The following is a 17,742-nucleotide window of genomic DNA, read 5'->3' as shown; positions in this document are numbered from 1 at the left end:
ATCCAATATGGACCAGGACAGAGGGATGAGACACAATAATGGGCTAATTTTGTAAATCCTTCTGCTTTTTGAGAAGGATTTTTATGTTTTGAGCCTCATTGTCACTGTATCTATCACCTCTTCCTAAAAAAGGAGGAAGTAAGATGAAGCAAACGACAGATTTCTTGAAGATGAAGAAAAATGAAGAGAAGATTGCCATGTTGACCGCATATGATTTCCCTGCAGCAAAGCAAGCAGAGAAAGCAGAGGTTGATATGATATTGGTCGGCGACTCTCTTGGTATGGTTGTATTAGGTTATGATTCTACCATTCCTGTGACAATGAGTGACATGATTCATCATGCCAAAGCTGTAAAGCGTGGGGCACCAAATACGTTTATAGTCGTTGATATGCCATTTATGAGCTATCATCTATCCATCAAGGATACACTTCTGAATGCATGCAGTCTTATACAAGAGACAGGTGCACATGCTGTAAAGGTTGAAGGCGGAGATGAAGTAATTGAAAAAATAGAAGCGCTTACAAGATCTGGTATTCCTGTTGTCGCACACCTGGGGCTGACACCTCAATCAGTAGCTGTTCTCGGAGGTTATAAGGTGCAAGGGAAAGATGCAACCGCAGCAAGAAAGCTTATTGATGACGCCAAAAAATGTGAAGAGGCTGGCGCCTTTGCTGTTGTACTTGAGTGCGTTCCACAACAACTCGCAAAGGAGGTATCGGCATCATTAAGTATTCCTACTATTGGAATCGGTGCTGGTCCGCATGCAGATGGTCAGGTTCTTGTCTATCATGATGTTCTCACATACGGTGTTGACCGTGTACCGAAATTTGTGAAGCGCTATTTAAATAGTGGTGAAATGATGGAAGAAGGCTTGAAGGCCTATGTAAATGAAGTGAAGGGTGGATTATTTCCTGCATCGGAACACTCATTTAATATGAAAGAAGAAGAACTTTTAAGCTTGTACGGAGGTAAATAATGAAAGTCATCAAGAGTATAAAAGAGATGCAAGCGTTTGTACTGCATCATAAAAAGCAGGGCAAATCAATTGGCCTTGTTCCAACAATGGGCTATCTGCATGAAGGTCATCTTGCATTAGCTGAACAAGCGAGAAAAGATAACGATCTTGTCATCATGAGTATATTTGTGAATCCGCTGCAATTCGGACCAAAGGAAGACTTAAGCACATATCCCCGCGATTTTAATCGTGATCATTCACTTGCTGAAGGGAAAAATGTTGATGTCATCTTTTATCCGGCTGCTGGAGAAATGTATCCGCAGCATCCATCTATCCTGATGAACGTCAATGATCGAACGGATGTTCTGTGCGGCGAATCAAGACCAGGGCACTTTGATGGGGTCGCATTAGTTGTTTCAAAGCTATTTAACATTGCCCAGCCAGATAGAGCCTATTTTGGACGCAAGGATGCTCAGCAAATAGCAGTCATTGATCTTATGGTAGCTGATTATAACTTCCCTGTTGAAATCATTTCTGTAGATACAATAAGGGAAGAGAACGGCTTGGCGATGAGCTCGAGAAATGTACATTTAACGGCATCAGAAAGAGAGCAGGCGCCTGTTCTGTATCAAAGTCTGGCAAATGCGAGAACATTGATAAGCGAAGGGGAAAAAGACTCTGAGCGCATCATTGCATTCATTCGAGGAGAAATTGCTGAGAAAACCGATGGTGAAATAGACTATATTGAAATCTATTCATACCCAGAGCTGAAGACGTTAGTAGAGCTGGAGGGAAGGTTTATTATTGCGCTGGCAGTTAAATTTTCTAAAGCCCGATTAATTGACAATATAATCATCACGAACGAATAGATAGGAGGAATTGTCTTGTTTAGGACAATGATGAACGGTAAAATCCATCGTGCAAAAGTCACAGAAGCGAATCTTAATTATGTGGGAAGCATTACAATCGATTCAGATATATTAGATGCAGCAGGTATGCTGCCAAATGAAAAGGTGCAAGTCGTAAACAATAATAACGGACAAAGGTTTGAGACATACATTATCCCTGGAGAAAGAGGGAGCGGTGTCATTTGTGTGAACGGGGCTGCTGCCAGACTTGTTCAGGAAGGTGACATTGTTATCATCATTTCTTATGCGATTATAGCTGAAGAGAATGTTGCTTCGCATCAGCCAAAAGTGGCGATCATGGGTGAAAGAAATGTGATTCAAGAGCTTCTTCATGCTGAACCCGCAAGGACCATTCTTTAAAACGTTAATAAAAAGCTGAAAAAGGAAGCAATCCTTTTTCAGCTTTTTATCTTTTGATTTTAATTAGGGGAAATAGTGTCCCTATAGGGGAGTTTTTACAATAGCTTGGGAAATCATGTGTTAAATAAAGTGCTTTGATATTATCTATTGCGTTTTTTTAATATAATAATCCTAATGAGCTATTCCAACTAAAATGTAAAACTTCAAAATAGCTAACTTAAATTCGAATCATACGATTCAAATTTAATAATATTGTCATTTTACCTGCCCGATAACTTTCTCTTTTCCCTTTTTTATGATACCTTTTGATTGACAGAATGTTAGAGGTGTAAAGCCATGAGTAATAAATATGTTGTGATTGATTTAGAAACAACAGGTAACGCCCCAAGGAAGGGCGATAAAATGATACAATTTGCAGCAGTGGTAATTGAAGATGGGAAAATTACTGATCAATATTCTTCCTTAGTCCAGCCCAATCAATCTATACCGCCTTTTATAGAAGAATTGACGGGTTTAACAGATGATATGGTTAAGAATGCACCCTCATTTGCGGAGATTGCTCCCAAGATATTAACGATGCTAGAGGGGGCTTATTTTGTTGCACACAATGTGTTGTTTGATTTGTCCTTCTTACAGGAGGAGCTTATCGAGGTAGGCTACAATGGCTTTTTTGGTCCGATATTAGATACTGTTGAGCTTGCGCGAATATTACTGCCTAGTGAAGATAGCTATAAACTTTCCGATTTAGCCATACAGCAAGGACTCAATCATGATCGGCCGCACCAAGCAGACAGTGACGCATATGTGACAGCAGAGCTGCTTTTGATCTTAGAAAGAAAACTCAAGCAACTGCCGATGCAAACATTAAAGCAATTACATAAGCTTTCAGGCGGGTTAAAAAGCGACTTGGATATTTATTTAGAGGAGCTTGTTCAATGGAAGGAAAGTAAAATTGATTTTATACCAGCTGAGTTAGAAGTTTATCAAGGCATTGCTCTTAGAAAAGGGCAGGATGAGGACAAGAAACCAGCCTTTGATGGTCAAATGGAGTTTCCAGATGACTCAGGAAAGAAGGAAGCTTTATTTAGAAAGGCCTTTCCGCATTTTGAGGTACGTGAAGGCCAATTTCTAATGATGGATTCTGTCTACGAGGCATTCAACGAACCAAAACATGCGCTTATTGAAGCCGGTACAGGTGTTGGGAAATCTCTCGCCTATTTAATTCCATCAATGATGTATGCAGTGAAAAATAACGAAACAATCGTCATCAGTACGTATACAACACAACTGCAAGATCAACTTCTTCACAAAGATCTTCCACTTCTAAAAAAAATGCTGCCTTTTTCAGTGGAAGCTGTTGTATTAAAAGGACGAAGCCATTATATTAGTTTACAGAAATTTGCTCAGTCATTAAATGACATGGACGAAAATTATGATACGAACTTAACGAAAATGCAAATATTGATCTGGTTAACTGAAACAGAAACCGGCGATATGGATGAATTAAACTTATCCAGCGGTGGTTTAATTTATTGGAATCATATTAAAAATGATGAAACAGTCTTCCTGCAAAATAAATCTTGGATTTCAAGAGATTTTTATTATAAAGCAAGAACTTTGGCACAAAAAGCTCATCTAATTATCACAAACCATAGCATGCTTTTAACTGACCTTGTTCATGATCATTCCATTTTGCCTAGTTATAGCCATGTAATTGTTGACGAAGGACATCACTTTGTCAAAGCGGCTGGTCCTCATTTTGGACGGAGCCTTGATTATTTGAATGTAAGATTGCTTCTTAGCCAAATTGGCGGAGTAGAACACCGTCAGTTATTATATAAACTGGAAAAAGTTTTAGAGGAAAAAGGGGATATTAATCAGCACTCTCTCATTCACTCTTTTGAGATGAACGAGCTAATGACAGAGATGCTATTTGAGATGGATGAATTTTTCCGCTTGATTGGTCAAGTGGCTAAGAAGCAGAAAAAAGGGAAAAGTGGCGGAAACCGTCTAAAGGTAGGATTTTATTCAAATGAAAGCAATGAAGAAAACAAGGTGCTTCAAGGGAAGGCAGAGAGATTTTATTTTTTAACTGCTGATGCAATGAAAGCTTTAGAAGCCCGGTTAAATTATATCCATGACAATATCAATTCTCTAGAAAATCATGAAAAAGCTTTTTTAGAAGAATTAGCTACAGTAGTAGGAGATTTAAAGAAAGTCGCCGCAACGGTTAAGGAACTATTTATCACGACCTCAGATGAGCATGTGACTTGGATCGAAATAGATTTAAGAGCGATGCAGAATGTAACTACTGTTTATTGCGAACCTATAAATGTATCGAATGTATTAAACGCTCGTTTCTTTCAGCAAAAGAGCAGTGTAGTGCTCGCATCCGCAACGATGACGGTAAAGGATTCCTTTTCATATATACTAAAAGAAATAGGTTTGGAAGAAGCAGATTGCAAGCTTATCAAGATTGAATCTCCATTTGATTATGAGAAGCAAGTGAAATTAATCATTCCTGAAGATCTGCCCGATATTAAAGCAGTCTCAATGGAGGAATATGTAGCCTCTATATCAGAACAAATCATTTCGATTGCTGAATCTACAAAGGGAAGAATGTTAATTTTATTTACCTCGTATGAAATGCTGAGACAAACCCATCAGTTAATAAAAGAATCAGGATTCCTTGATGACTTTGCAATCTTTGCGCAAGGGATTTCCGGAGGGAGCCGCTCGAGGTTGACTAGGAACTTCCAGCGGTTTGAGAAGGCAATCCTACTAGGCACAAGCAGTTTCTGGGAAGGTGTAGACATCCCTGGAGAGGATTTGTCCTGTCTGATTATTGTTAGACTGCCATTCTCTCCTCCTGATGAACCAATGACTGAAGCAAAGGCTAAGAAAATTAAAGAGGCAGGGGGCAATCCTTTCTCTGAATTCTCATTGCCAGAGGCAGTCATTCGTTTTAAGCAAGGCTTTGGCCGACTCATACGAACGAAAAGTGATAAAGGCTTAATTATTGTTTTTGACCGCAGAATCGTTACGACCTCGTATGGGAAAGCCTTTTTACAATCGGTACCATCTGTAAAAGCAGAGAGAAAAACAATTAATGAAACATTGGATCTCATCGATGAATGGTTATAGTAATTTTTTTAACGAAAACTAAGGCCGATATTTCAGGTCTTCTCTAATACTGTTATACTGGTAGGGGAGAATGAATACAGCGCAATGTAATGTTTCAAGGAGGAAAGCCGATATGGAAAGCAAGATAGAAGTATTGTCGACAGTTACCGTTCAGAATAGCCCTGATTTATATAAAGTTGTGGATTCACTAAATAGAACATTAAAACAAAAGGATTTAATGTTCGGACTGGCCCTTGATCAAGAAGATCAAAATAAAGCCGTTTTTACAATCTATCGTACATAAGCAGAGTGATGATATGAAAAAAACAATCATTATAAGTGTAGTTGCCCTATTAATCATTATTGGTGTTGCTGTGAAAATTTACTTTAATGCGGTTGACCCCGTCAGAGAAGCTGAAGAAAAAGCGCTGAAAAGGGCGCAAGAAGAACTGAATATAACGGACGTTAATCGTTTTACTATATATAATGGTAATGAATCGATTTATATACTAGATGGACAACGAAAAGACGGAGAAGATGTATATGCCTGGGTTCCTGAAAAAGATGGCAAAATAATTGTTAAAAAGAAATCTGAAGGAATCACGAAAGAAGAAGCATTACAAACACTTCTAAACGAGAAGAATCCAAAGGAAATCATTTCTATTCGTATAGGCATGGAAAGTAACATTCCTTTATGGGAAATTGCTTATCGAACCGAAGGGGATTTATTAAATTATTATATGATTGATTTTGAGACAGGCAAAACGAAGCTTAAAATCATAGAAAACCTGTAATAATGAAATAGAAGAGTATTCTACTATTTCGTATGACCAATTTAGCTGGCGATGTTATAAAGTCTCTTACTGAACCAAGAGAAATATCGCTGATTTTCTTATATTTTAGATGAATCATTTGGAGGCTTGGAACATGAAAATTGAATTAGCTCAACGCGTGCAATCCTTAACACCATCAACTACATTAGCAATAACAGCTAAAGCTAAAGAACTTAAAGCCCAAGGGCATGATATAATTGGACTCGGAGCAGGAGAACCGGATTTCAATACACCGCAGCATATTATAGATGCAGCTGTACAATCAATGAATGAAGGTCATACAAAATATACAGCAGCAGCTGGTCTTCCTGCATTAAAAGAAGAGATTTCTAAGAAATTCAAAAAGGATCAAGGGCTGAATATAGATCCTGCAGACATAGTTGTCACAAGTGGAGCGAAGCATGCTTTATACACATTATTTCAAGTAATTGTTAATGAAGGCGATGAAGTCATCATTCCGAGCCCTTATTGGGTAAGCTACCCAGAACAAGTGAAACTTGCTGGCGGTGTTCCAGTTTATGTTGAAGGAAAAGAAGAAAATGATTATAAAATTACACCAGATCAGTTAGCGGAATCTATTACTGAAAAAACGAAAGCTGTCATCATTAACTCTCCAAGCAATCCAACAGGTATGCTTTACAGTGAAGATGAGTTAAAGGCGTTAGGTGAATTATGTTTAAAGCATAATGTATTAATCATATCTGATGAAATCTATGAAAAACTTACTTATGGCGACAATAAACATGTATCGATCGCTCAGCTTTCACCAGAACTGGAGAATCAGACAATCATTATCAACGGTGTATCTAAGTCACATTCAATGACAGGCTGGAGAATCGGTTATGCTGCTGGAAACAAAGAGATTATTAAAGCAATGACTAATCTTGCAAGTCACAGTACATCCAATCCGACTACAACTTCACAATACGGAACCATTGCGGCGTACGCCGGTTCAGATGATATGCTTCAAGAAATGCGCGAAGCTTTTGAGAACCGTCTAAATGTCATTTATGATAAATTAATCAAAATCCCAGGCTTCACATGCATTAAACCTCAAGGGGCATTCTACCTCTTCCCTAATGTGAAGGAAGCGGCAGAAATGACTGGTTTTGCGGATGTAGATGCATTTACAAAAGGACTATTAGAAGAAGCGATGGTTGCGGTTATTCCTGGATCAGGATTTGGATCACCGAACAATATTCGTCTCTCTTACGCAACTTCCCTAGAATTATTAGAAGCAGCAGTCGATCGCATTCATCGTTTTGTTGAAAGTAAAATGAAATAAGATGATCTTTTAGGTTGATAGGGAGAGGGGTTTGAACGCCGCTTTCTCTTTTAACATGGATCTATAGCAAAGGGGTCATATAAGTATCAGTTAGATAAACACCTCCCTGGGTAGGAAAGAAGAAGGTTTGTTAGGAGAAGTGCTTAGTTATCTTGCGTTCCTATACTGGACAAGGTGGTTGCGCTTTTCGTAATATGGAGGGTATAATATATAGCGATTGAATTCGATTTGGAATCGTTTTGGAAGGAGTATTAAATTGATTAAAACAACTATTGCTGAAGTTTATAAATATGTTGATCAAGAAGTAAAGATTGGGGCATGGATTGCAAATAAGCGTTCAAGCGGAAAAATTGCGTTCCTGCAGCTTCGTGACGGTTCTGGTTTCATTCAGGGGGTTGTCGTGAAGGCAGATGTATCTGAAGAAATGTTTAAAGCAGCTAAATCAGTCACACAGGAATCAAGTGTCTATATAACAGGAAAAGTGCAGAAGGATGAGCGTTCACCGCTTGGTTATGAATTGCTTGTAACAAATGTGGAAGTGATTCACGAATCAGTGGACTATCCGATTACACCGAAGGAACATGGAACTGAGTTCTTAATGGACAACCGCCACCTATGGCTCCGTTCTCGCCGCCAGCACGCTGTCATGAAGGTCCGTAATGAAATCATTCGTGCTACATATGCCTTTTTTAATGAAAATGGCTTTTCTAAAGTCGACCCACCAATCCTAACTGGAAGTGCACCTGAGGGAACTTCCGAGTTATTTGCTACTAAATATTTTGACGAGGATGCATATCTTTCTCAAAGTGGACAACTTTATATGGAAGCAGCGGCAATGGCTCTTGGAAAAGTATTTTCATTTGGTCCAACATTCCGTGCCGAGAAATCTAAAACACGCCGTCACTTAATTGAATTCTGGATGATTGAACCAGAGATGGCATTTTATGAGTTTGAAGATAACTTGAAGGTGCAAGAAGAGTATGTATCTTATATTGTTCAATCAGTGTTAGAAAATTGCAGCCTTGAGCTGAAGACGCTTGGTCGCGACACATCTAAGCTAGAGCAAATTAAAGCACCGTTCCCTCGTATCAACTATGATGATGCCATCAAGTTTTTACAGGAAAAAGGCTTCGATGATATCGAATGGGGCGATGACTTTGGTGCACCGCATGAAACAGCAATTGCGGAGAGCTATGAAAAACCAGTTTTCATTACGCACTATCCTACCTCACTAAAACCATTCTATATGCAGCCTGACCCGAACAGGGAAGATGTTGTGTTATGTGCGGACTTGATCGCACCAGAAGGATATGGAGAAATCATCGGTGGATCTGAGCGTATTCATGATTTTGAATTGCTTAAACAGCGTATAAAAGAGCATGATTTAGATGAAGATGCGTACAAGTGGTATCTTGAACTTCGTCAATACGGTTCAGTTCCGCATTCAGGATTTGGGCTGGGTCTCGAGAGAACCGTTGCCTGGGTCACAGGTGTTGAACATGTAAGGGAAACGATTCCATTCCCTCGCTTATTAAATCGTCTATATCCATAATATAGAGACAAGTGAAAATCCGCTTAGAGCGGATTTTTTCATTTTTAATAAGCGAAGATTGAATGCAATTACATTAATAGAAGGATAAGGATTTCGATATAAAAACAGGGGATTCCTATAGTTAGAACTGCTTTTCAATAGAAAAAACTCTATCATTATAACCTATTAAAGTTGGAAAACTTACCGGTTTTTCACCTCACAAACATAAAGCTGTTCATGATATACTTAAAGGGAGGTGTCAATTATGCCAAAAACAACAATGTTAAGATGGCTTCAGGAAGGGAATATAACGATTCCTGGAGTGTTACTGACTCAGTACAAAGAAATGAATTTGAATGAACAGGAATTAATATTAATTCTCCATATGATCTCCTTTATTGAGAAGGGAAATGAATTCCCTACCCCTGCTGATTTGTCAGCAAGAATGACGATTTCTGTTTCAGAATGCACAGACTACTTAAGAAAACTAATCCAAAAGGGTTTTATAGAAATTAAAGAAGAGAATATTGAAGCCGGGATACGATATGAGAAATATTGTCTTGATTCGTTATGGGAAAAATTAATTGATCATTTCCTTCTTTCAAAGAAAAAAGAAGAAGCAGCAAAAAATAGACAGCATGAAACCGATTTATACTCGATTTTTGAAAATGAATTCGGTCGTCCGCTTTCACCATTTGAATGTGAAACTCTAGCTTTATGGATGGATGATGATCACCATGATCCGCAAATCATTAAAGCAGCATTAAGAGAAGCGGTCATGTCAGGAAAGTTGAATTTTAGATATATTGATCGCATATTATTCGAGTGGAAAAAGAATGGTATAAAAACAGTAGAACAGGCATTAAACCACGGGAAGAAGTTCCGTCAAAATCAGGCACAACGCAATAGAACAAATGAACAAACGGAGACACCTTCTCAGAAAATTCCTTTCTACAACTGGCTTGAACAATAAGAAAAAATAAGTGGTGATTGCTTTGTTAAATAAAACAGACATTAGATTTTGCCTAGATACAATGGCAGAGATGTTTCCTGATGCCCATTGTGAACTACTGCATGACAATCCATTTGAGCTGGTGATTGCTGTTGCATTATCAGCTCAATGTACAGACGCGCTTGTCAATAAAGTAACTAAGAATCTTTTTCAAAAGTATAAAACACCTGAAGACTATCTTGATGTATCGATTGAAGAGCTGCAAAATGATATTCGATCAATTGGACTATATCGCAATAAATCAAAAAACATTCAGAAGCTTTGCAGAATGCTGCTGGATGATTACGATGGGGTTGTGCCAGCAGATCGCGATGAGCTTACAAAGCTACCAGGTGTTGGCAGAAAGACGGCGAATGTGGTCGTTTCTGTTGCCTATGATATACCGGCGATTGCCGTCGATACCCATGTGGAAAGAGTAAGTAAAAGACTTGCCATTTGCCGTTGGAAAGACTCGGTGCTTGAAGTCGAAAAAACCCTGATGAAAAAAGTGCCGGAGGAAGAATGGTCAGCTACTCATCACAGGCTAATTTTCTTTGGACGATATCACTGTAAAGCTCAAAATCCTCAATGTAGTCAATGTCCGCTTCTTGACGTCTGCAGAGAGGGCAAGAAGCGTCTGAAAGCAAAGGTAGCCAGGTAATGGACAAAGTCATCATCCATACGGCAGAGGAGCTTATTCACCCCCTTTTCTATGGTGCTAATGAAAAGCTGGAATTGGACGCCTTTTGTTTTCAAAGGAATAGCTTACAACCCTATTTTAAATATGAAGCGGCATACTATGCTGGCTTTCCAGCCGAGAAGCCATGGGTACAGCAAGAGATCTTTATTCCGCTTGTTATAAAAGAATGGAAAGCTCTACATGTCCATCTTCGTTCTATCTATGTGAAAAGACAAAGAGAAGAAGCTGTAGAACCAATGAAGCAGGCCATCGCTCTATGTATTCAATTTTTATTCTGGCTGAATAATCAACCAGTAAAGTTTATACAAGCGAAAATTGAAGCCTCATTAGCGATTAGCCCTGTAAATGTGATGGAAAGATTAGCATTCATAATGAAGCGCCCATCATTATATCAATCATTTATCCAATTAGGAGAAGTAATGATTGAAATGGAAAAACTTTATGCGAAGGAGTATATCCTCCGTCAATTAAGAAAATAAACGGTTAAAAATTGCTGCGGTAAAAGGCAATTTTTAACCGTTTTTTTGTTCATAGTTAGGTTATGCAAATATCATGCCAAATATATTAATATTTTCCTATTTTTTAAAAAATAATTATGTTGCAAACTTTTTAAAATTAGTAGATAATCTGTTTTGAATTACTAAAGATTTCCGAATGGGAAGAAATTGTAAAAAATAACATTTTAATAAGAAAACATGAGGTGGACACACATGAAAAGTACAGGTATTGTTCGTAAAGTAGATGAATTAGGCAGAATCGTTATTCCAAAAGAACTGCGCAGAACGCAGGAAATTGCAGAAGGCGATCCATTGGAAATTTTTGTTGAAGAAAATAAGATCATTCTCAAGAAGTACGAATCGTATAAGTCATGTATGATTACTGGCGAAATTCTACCAGATAACCTTACATTAGCAGATGGAAAAATCATATTAAGCAAAGAAGCAGCGAAACAATTAATAGAGGATATTGAAGCGGCTAGTAAAATTTGATTAATAGATGAGCATGAGTAGGTTATTCAAACATCTTATTTTGATTCATTCAAAATAGGGTGTTTTTTTGTATGAAAAAATCGTTTGCTCTGTTAAGAGCAAACGATTTTTCATTTAGTATTTTCTTAGCCTTTGTTACTATAATCTTGATTATGATCCATCCTCATTGTTTTGACCATCGGCATTTGGGTCGTCTTCATCGCCATTTCCCTCACCATCTGGCGGACCGTCGTTGCCATTACCGTTGCCATTGCCATTACCATTACCATTACCATTACCATTACCATTACCATTGCCATTACCGTTGCCATTACCATTACCGTTGCCATTACCGTTGCCATTACCATTACCGCCATTTTCATCGCCGTCTTGGTCATCTTGGTTGTCATCCTCAGGATTTTCTTCGTTTTCCTCAGGTGGTAATTCCTCTTCTTCTTCTTCAGGACTTGGTATTGTTACGCTTGCAGAGGCAGAGTCGCTTGTCATGTCCTCTCTTACCGCCTTGACTTTAAAGCTATACGTAGCGCCGGCTTCAGGATTTGCTACTTTCAAGCCTTTATCTGAAGTCGTCGAGATCTCTTGTTCATTACCGCCATTAATCGCGGCTGTTACAACAAATTGAACACCATCGCCGTCGCCATAATCCCATGAAAGAGAAATTTCGTTTGCTTCTTCGTCATAGCTTGCATTCAAGCCTGAAGGAGCATCGAGCTTATCATATTTCTCTGAAACTTGACTAGGTGCATTGCCTTTCACGGCATATTCATAAATAATTTGATCGCTTGGCGTAAATTCACTTGCCAGCTTGTTGCTGCCTCGTTCAATCGCCACTTTCTCAACTGTGTTTGGCATTTCGAAATCTGCTGTATCCTCTCCTTGAGAGACGTGTTCCATAATATTTTTAAAGAGCAATTGAGATATTTTTTGATCATAGTTATTTGATTTTATATAATTTTGTCTATTTTCATATCCAGTCCAAATGGCTGCAGTATAGTTGGTCGTATATCCTGCAAACCAGGCATCTGGTACTGCTCCGTCTGGTACGGAGTATTTCGCCTTGTCTTCTTGTGAATAGTTAGTCGTTCCAGTTTTACCTGCTATTGGTAATCCAGATACATTAGCCATAGTTCCAGTACCGTTTGAGATTGCTGTTTTCAACATGTCGCTAATCATAAATGCAGTATAATCGTTCATAACTGCTTCTGTTTCAGGCTGTAAGTTTACCTTTGTACCATCACGCATTTCAATTTCTTTAACGGAATGTGGTTCAGTGTAAAAGCCTTCATTAGCGAATGCGCTATAGGCGCCTGCCATTTGAATAGGGGATACTCCTATTGCACCTAGTGAAGCGGATTCGAAAAATTCATCATCTTTGAAGTTAAATCCAAGTCTATTTGTAAATTCCAGGGCTTTTTCAGTACCTACTTCTTGAAGGGCTTTTAGGGCCGGTATATTTCTTGATTGAGCCAGTGCCTGACGCATTGTCATTGACCCTTTATAGCTATTATCCCAGTTATTAATAGCAGTACCGCCAGTATATGTGTGTGGTTCATCCACTAACGTATGATAAGTACCCCATTGTGAATTGTCAATAACTGGACCGTATGCAGCAATCGGTTTAAAGGTTGAACCTGCTTGTCTTCTCAAGTCCGTCGCATAGTTAAACCCACGCTTCACTTCCTGATTACGTCCTCCGCCAATTGCTCGAATCTCTCCAGTTTTTGAATCAAGCAATGTAATACCTGCCTGAAATTCTTCATCTGGATATTGAATGACATCGTCGCTATTAAGCAAGGTTGTAATATGTTCTTGTGCATCTTTATCAAGGGTTGTATGAATTTTCAACCCATCGGAGAAGATGTCCAAGTCAGGGTATTTCTCTTCTACCTCATCGATTACTACATCCACAAAGGAGTCTAATGGAGAATCATCTACTACGCGATTTTCTTCAGGCACTAGACCGTCGGTGACAGATTGTGCTTGTGCATTCTTCATTTCATCCTCAGAAATAAAACCATGCTGGTTCATTAATGATAATACAATATTTCTGCGTTTTTCCGCATTCTCAGGATGAGTAAAAGGGTTATAGTTATTTGGGCTTTGCGGCATTCCAGCTAATAGTGCAGCCTCATGCAGCTCAAGCTCATCCAGATTCTTGTTGTAATAAATTTGTGAAGCTGTCAGTACGCCGTGGCTATTTTCTGACATGAAAATTTTGTTTACATACATTTCAAAGATTTCTTGCTTTGTATATTTTCTTTCAAGCTGGAACGAAAGCCATGCTTCCTGTGCTTTCCTGCTGATTGTTTTTTCATTATTCAAGAATGAGTTCTTCACGACCTGCTGGGTAATGGTACTTGCACCCTCAGAACCGAAGCCTCTTGTAACGTTTGCAATGACTGCGCCGCCTAAACGAATTAAATCCATTCCATTATGTTCATAGAAACGCACATCTTCTGTTGCGAGAAATGCGTTCTCTACGAGGTCTGGTATATTCTCATAATCCACATAATCGAGCTTCCCAGCACCTACCTTGGTGACGACCTCCCCTTCAATATCAAGTATTTCAGATGGAATGGGATCTTTTAATAACGCCGGGTCAAGATTAGGGGCGTCCTTTACCATAAATGCGAAGGTTGCTGCACCAGCAAGCATACCGACAATTCCAAGTCCGATTAGTATTAAAAAGATGCGCTTGAAGATGCCTTTGCTGGACTTCTTCTTCTTCGGCTTGGAGGATTGCTTGCGGCGTTCCTCCCTTGATTTATATTGTTCTGCCATATAGGTCCTTCCTTTCTTTCAAAAACCTTACATGAAAATAATCATTCATTAAGGTTATAAACATAATCTATTATTTTAATATAGTCAATTCTCGGCTGAAAGCCAAGCGAGATTAGATGGCCTCTTTCAGAGATTTCGGCTTTGGTCATAGATTTACGACCGCCTGTCTCCATTCTTTCCCAAAAAAGGAGTAAATCCTTTGCGTCTAGTAAATATATTTCTTCTGCTGTTGAGAAACGCAGCAAGACAAAACAGATGCCCTTTTGTTTTAAGATGGTTTCCATATGCTGAATTTGATGTCTATGGAAGTTTTTGAAAGGGAATGAAGACTCATTTTGTGTTTCCTTCGCTTCAAAATCAATATATTTACCTTTATATACACCATTATAATCAGTTGTAGAAGCCTGTTTAAAATACGCCTCTTTGATGACAGCGGCACTCCTTCTTGGATAATCAACTTGAACTATTTGCACAGGTGTGGGTTTTTTATGGATTGCGGCAATTCCGCGTTCCAAATAGAATTGATTCGTTTCGTTAATATCGTCCTCCAGAGTCATACCGCGTTTGCCGTACGACCATTTTTTCTGTTTTTTTTCTGTTTTTTCCTCATTTTTCACAGGGCTGTATTTCCTGCCGTTAGGGTAATGAAATTCCATTAATTTCACCTCACAAGCTATCTCCTATCATACCAAATGTAAACAGGAATTGGGTGAATAAAAAGCACTAGACGTGTGAGGGACTTCTCATCTTTATTTGACGTATTAGGCGGGCATAATGTTTCATATATATCAATTTATTATTCAATTATAGAGATATGACACTGTTTTTATAAAAAAACGTACTGGGATTGTCGAAACAGGGAAGCAGTTTGAAAATTCCTTCTTTCTTTGCCGAATCCCTTCTAGTTTTGTCATGTGCAAAGGATTAGAAAAAGGGGAGGCGAATACAATTACTATCAAAGAAAGATAGCATGACATTTATATCAAAGGAGGCATGACGATTATGAAGCCTAAGATGGTTGAAAAAGATGAACTGCTACTCATGCTTAAGGATATTTACTCTCAATTAGAAGAGTTGGAGATGGTGCTTGAAGAAAATCTATCAAATATACGTGAGGATTGGCATGAACAGCAAGCAGATAGGATGACGGCTTGCAATGAAAAAATAGCAGCGTTAGATGAGTTGCCAGCAGGCAAAGAGATGGTAAAGTGCGAGCAACTTAAACGGCATACTGCGGAGCTTAAACTCGGCTACTAAGATCACGCCGAGTTTACGACATAGAGATTTTAAGATAGAATAGAGGCATGAGATTAGTAGCTAAACTTTAGCTGCTTTTTATTTTTGGAGATGATGAATATGGATCATTTAATCGAGTTAACGAGACAGATGCTGATATATATAGATGATATTGAGAACAGATATGCACAAGGTCGCGAAAGCGGAGAGAAAGGTGACTTTTATTCTGAGGTAAAGCCCTTTGCTGATAAGGTTAAGGAAGATAATGACAAATGGCTGATTCTAGCGACAGAGTGGGTGAACTGTCACCATCCAAAAAATCTTCACTCTCAGCAAATCGTATCGGCTTTTGAGCAGATTGAGACTTTATCCGTTCAAGCATTTTTCCCAGAAACCAGCAAAACAAGATTTATTAATCAATTAAATTCTGCGAAATATATACTGAATGTATTGCTCAGTTCGATGGAACAAAAAAAGGAGCCTCAATGAGGTCTCCTTTTTTTGTTCCATCATTAGCGAAAACCAGTTGCTGATGGATATTCCGATGTGTATTTGCTTTTCTCCTAATTCGAACTAATGAGGGATCCGTCTCTAAAGCTCTCAGGAATTACAGCCCCTAGTGCTTCCAGGTCACGAACAAGATTGCGATAATCCAGAATGGAAATTTCATTGTGAATATAAGCCTTTTTTGAAAAGTCTAGTAACTCGTTGACATGTTCAGGAGTATAATCCCGTAATTGTTGAAACTTCTTTTTAAGTTCGTGAACATTCATTGTGAATCTGCCTCCTCAAAGTAGATAAATCTCTTTTTATAGCAAAGTAACCTGCCGACTGAGTTGATTCTGATATGAAATTTTGCTATAAAAATAGGAAAAAAACGAAAAGCTTGTATTTATCGTATCATGAATCAATAGCATTCATTATTTTTATAAAATTTAAACTTCCGACAAAAATCAACACAGTTAGACAAAAGCGGGGATATATTCCTTAGTATTCACCTTATGGGCGTTGCCAACATAAATTGTATTGATGAATAGTAAGGAGGATGTTTGCCCATGTTTAGCCGTAAAAGGCAAAGAGCAAGTAACAATCAAACGCCGGCTAATTGGAGTTATGGTAATATTTATGCGCCTAATAATATGAATATGTCCAACTTTCAGCAAATGAGGCAGCAACCGTATATGAACTATGCTGGTACCCAAAACAATTGGAATCCACAAGCGCCATTAATGCCATACATGGAGATGCAAGCTTATCAAGGGAGCTATCCTTTACAAGGAGGGGGCCAGATGCCATACAGCTCTTTACCACAGCAGGGATACCCAGGCGCTCAACCGACATACCAAGGATATGAGATGAACCATACTACTGGCCAATATTCAGCTAACACACAAAATGTGTTTCAAAATCCGTTAGCTCCTGAAGAGGAAACTGTTTCTAAGAATCCTCAGTCACAAAGTTCCTATCCTTACATGAATCCATATCCAAAGCAGTCATTTGTTGCCAAGCAGCCTAGTGGAGTCCAGTCCATCATGAATTCTTTTAAATCTCAAGATGGTTCACTCGACTTTAATAAGATGATGGATACTGCAGGGCAAATGATGAATGCAGTCAATCAAATGTCTTCAATGGTAAAGGGTGTCGGCGGATTCTTTAAAGTATAGTCATAGAAGTTGTCACTGAAAAGTTGCTACTTATTATTATGTAGATATCTAATTTACATTATTATTGATTAAGGCCAGTTGAGGCCTTTTTATTTTGAAGAAACCTCATTAGTATTAACTTTCCTTCAAAAAATCCTTTGTTTATAAGAGAAATCAAATGAATACAAGCTAAACCATCTGGCTGCTTTAAATCGATAAGATAAAAAATATGATTGACAAATATTCTCATGAAGTGGAAAAATAAAGAACATGAGCAATAGTCAGATTTATCTAGCGATGATATTTGCCTCCAGGTTTCCTTAGACCATTTTCCCTAAAGGTTGAAGGATGGACTCCCATTCCTGTCGGAGCTGATCGACACGTCGCTATATTTTTAGTTTAGGAG

The 17,742-nt window shown here is 38.5% G+C and carries 18 protein-coding genes; 15 read left to right on the top strand and 3 right to left on the bottom strand.

Annotated elements, in window-relative coordinates; all coding sequences use genetic code 11:
* Positions 1 to 143 precede the first annotated feature (143 nt).
* From panB to J2S17_RS14245, 12 genes are all read left to right on the top strand, one after another.
* Positions 144 to 977: a 3-methyl-2-oxobutanoate hydroxymethyltransferase gene (panB, locus tag J2S17_RS14300; protein ID WP_307475956.1), complete on the top strand. Its 834-nt coding sequence runs from the start codon at positions 144 to 146 to the stop codon at positions 975 to 977.
* Complete coding sequence (panC, locus tag J2S17_RS14295; protein ID WP_307475953.1) at positions 977 to 1,825, top strand: pantoate--beta-alanine ligase; 849 nt, start codon at positions 977 to 979, stop codon at positions 1,823 to 1,825. Before panB ends, panC begins: the two co-directional genes overlap by 1 nt.
* Positions 1,826 to 1,840: 15 nt before the next feature.
* On the top strand, positions 1,841 to 2,224 hold the full coding sequence (panD, locus tag J2S17_RS14290; RefSeq protein ID WP_307475950.1) for an aspartate 1-decarboxylase: 384 nt from the start codon (positions 1,841 to 1,843) through the stop codon (positions 2,222 to 2,224).
* Between the two features lie 336 nt (positions 2,225 to 2,560).
* On the top strand, positions 2,561 to 5,368 hold the full coding sequence (gene dinG, locus J2S17_RS14285; protein WP_307475948.1) for an ATP-dependent DNA helicase DinG: 2,808 nt from the start codon (positions 2,561 to 2,563) through the stop codon (positions 5,366 to 5,368).
* A 112-nt stretch (positions 5,369 to 5,480) separates the two neighbouring features.
* Positions 5,481 to 5,651, top strand: a complete 171-nt coding sequence (locus J2S17_RS14280; RefSeq protein WP_307475946.1) for a YpmA family protein — start codon at positions 5,481 to 5,483, stop codon at positions 5,649 to 5,651.
* A gap of 13 nt (positions 5,652 to 5,664) precedes the next feature.
* Positions 5,665 to 6,141: a cell wall elongation regulator TseB-like domain-containing protein gene (locus J2S17_RS14275; protein ID WP_307475944.1), complete on the top strand. Its 477-nt coding sequence runs from the start codon at positions 5,665 to 5,667 to the stop codon at positions 6,139 to 6,141.
* Between the two features lie 139 nt (positions 6,142 to 6,280).
* Entirely contained in the window at positions 6,281 to 7,465 is a 1,185-nt protein-coding gene (locus tag J2S17_RS14270) for a pyridoxal phosphate-dependent aminotransferase (protein ID WP_307476101.1), read from the top strand.
* A 259-nt stretch (positions 7,466 to 7,724) separates the two neighbouring features.
* A complete protein-coding gene (gene asnS / locus J2S17_RS14265) occupies positions 7,725 to 9,017 on the top strand; it encodes an asparagine--tRNA ligase (RefSeq protein ID WP_307476099.1) in 1,293 nt (430 codons plus the stop codon).
* A gap of 244 nt (positions 9,018 to 9,261) precedes the next feature.
* Entirely contained in the window at positions 9,262 to 9,969 is a 708-nt protein-coding gene (locus J2S17_RS14260) for a DnaD domain-containing protein (RefSeq protein ID WP_307475942.1), read from the top strand.
* Between the two features lie 22 nt (positions 9,970 to 9,991).
* Positions 9,992 to 10,648, top strand: coding sequence for an endonuclease III (nth, locus tag J2S17_RS14255; protein WP_307475940.1), 657 nt, complete (start codon positions 9,992 to 9,994; stop codon positions 10,646 to 10,648).
* On the top strand, positions 10,648 to 11,166 hold the full coding sequence (locus J2S17_RS14250) for a YpoC family protein (protein ID WP_307475938.1): 519 nt from the start codon (positions 10,648 to 10,650) through the stop codon (positions 11,164 to 11,166). The genes nth and J2S17_RS14250 overlap by 1 nt, the downstream gene beginning before the upstream one ends.
* Positions 11,167 to 11,397: 231 nt before the next feature.
* Positions 11,398 to 11,676, top strand: a complete 279-nt coding sequence (locus J2S17_RS14245) for an AbrB/MazE/SpoVT family DNA-binding domain-containing protein (protein WP_307475937.1) — start codon at positions 11,398 to 11,400, stop codon at positions 11,674 to 11,676.
* Between the two features lie 150 nt (positions 11,677 to 11,826).
* Here the strand turns inward: J2S17_RS14245 and J2S17_RS14240 are convergent, their stop codons facing one another.
* Both J2S17_RS14240 and recU read right to left on the bottom strand, forming a co-directional pair.
* Positions 11,827 to 14,457, bottom strand: a complete 2,631-nt coding sequence (locus J2S17_RS14240; protein ID WP_307475935.1) for a transglycosylase domain-containing protein — start codon at positions 14,455 to 14,457, stop codon at positions 11,827 to 11,829.
* A 41-nt stretch (positions 14,458 to 14,498) separates the two neighbouring features.
* Complete coding sequence (gene recU, locus J2S17_RS14235) at positions 14,499 to 15,113, bottom strand: Holliday junction resolvase RecU (RefSeq protein WP_307475933.1); 615 nt, start codon at positions 15,111 to 15,113, stop codon at positions 14,499 to 14,501.
* A 346-nt stretch (positions 15,114 to 15,459) separates the two neighbouring features.
* Here recU and J2S17_RS14230 point away from each other — a divergent pair, with 346 nt between their 5' ends.
* Entirely contained in the window at positions 15,460 to 15,714 is a 255-nt protein-coding gene (locus J2S17_RS14230; RefSeq protein ID WP_307475932.1) for a hypothetical protein, read from the top strand.
* A 99-nt stretch (positions 15,715 to 15,813) separates the two neighbouring features.
* Positions 15,814 to 16,182 carry a YppE family protein gene (locus J2S17_RS14225; protein WP_307475929.1) on the top strand — a complete coding sequence of 123 codons (369 nt, stop codon included), beginning with the start codon at positions 15,814 to 15,816 and terminating at the stop codon, positions 16,180 to 16,182.
* Between the two features lie 74 nt (positions 16,183 to 16,256).
* On the opposite strand, the gene J2S17_RS14220 is transcribed toward J2S17_RS14225, so the two are convergent.
* Positions 16,257 to 16,466, bottom strand: coding sequence for a YppF family protein (locus tag J2S17_RS14220; RefSeq protein WP_307475927.1), 210 nt, complete (start codon positions 16,464 to 16,466; stop codon positions 16,257 to 16,259).
* Positions 16,467 to 16,748: 282 nt separating this feature from the next.
* On the opposite strand from J2S17_RS14220, the gene J2S17_RS14215 reads away from it, so the two are divergent.
* Positions 16,749 to 17,357 (top strand): YppG family protein, encoded by a 609-nt coding sequence (locus J2S17_RS14215; RefSeq protein ID WP_307475925.1) that lies wholly within the window; start codon positions 16,749 to 16,751, stop codon positions 17,355 to 17,357.
* Positions 17,358 to 17,742: the final 385 nt, after the last annotated feature.

It is taken from the genome of Cytobacillus purgationiresistens (genome assembly GCF_030813235.1).
Lineage (GTDB): Bacteria > Bacillota > Bacilli > Bacillales > Cytobacillaceae > Cytobacillus > Cytobacillus purgationiresistens.
Note: the sequence above shows the minus strand (reverse complement) of the source record. Positions and strands in the feature narration are given on the sequence as shown.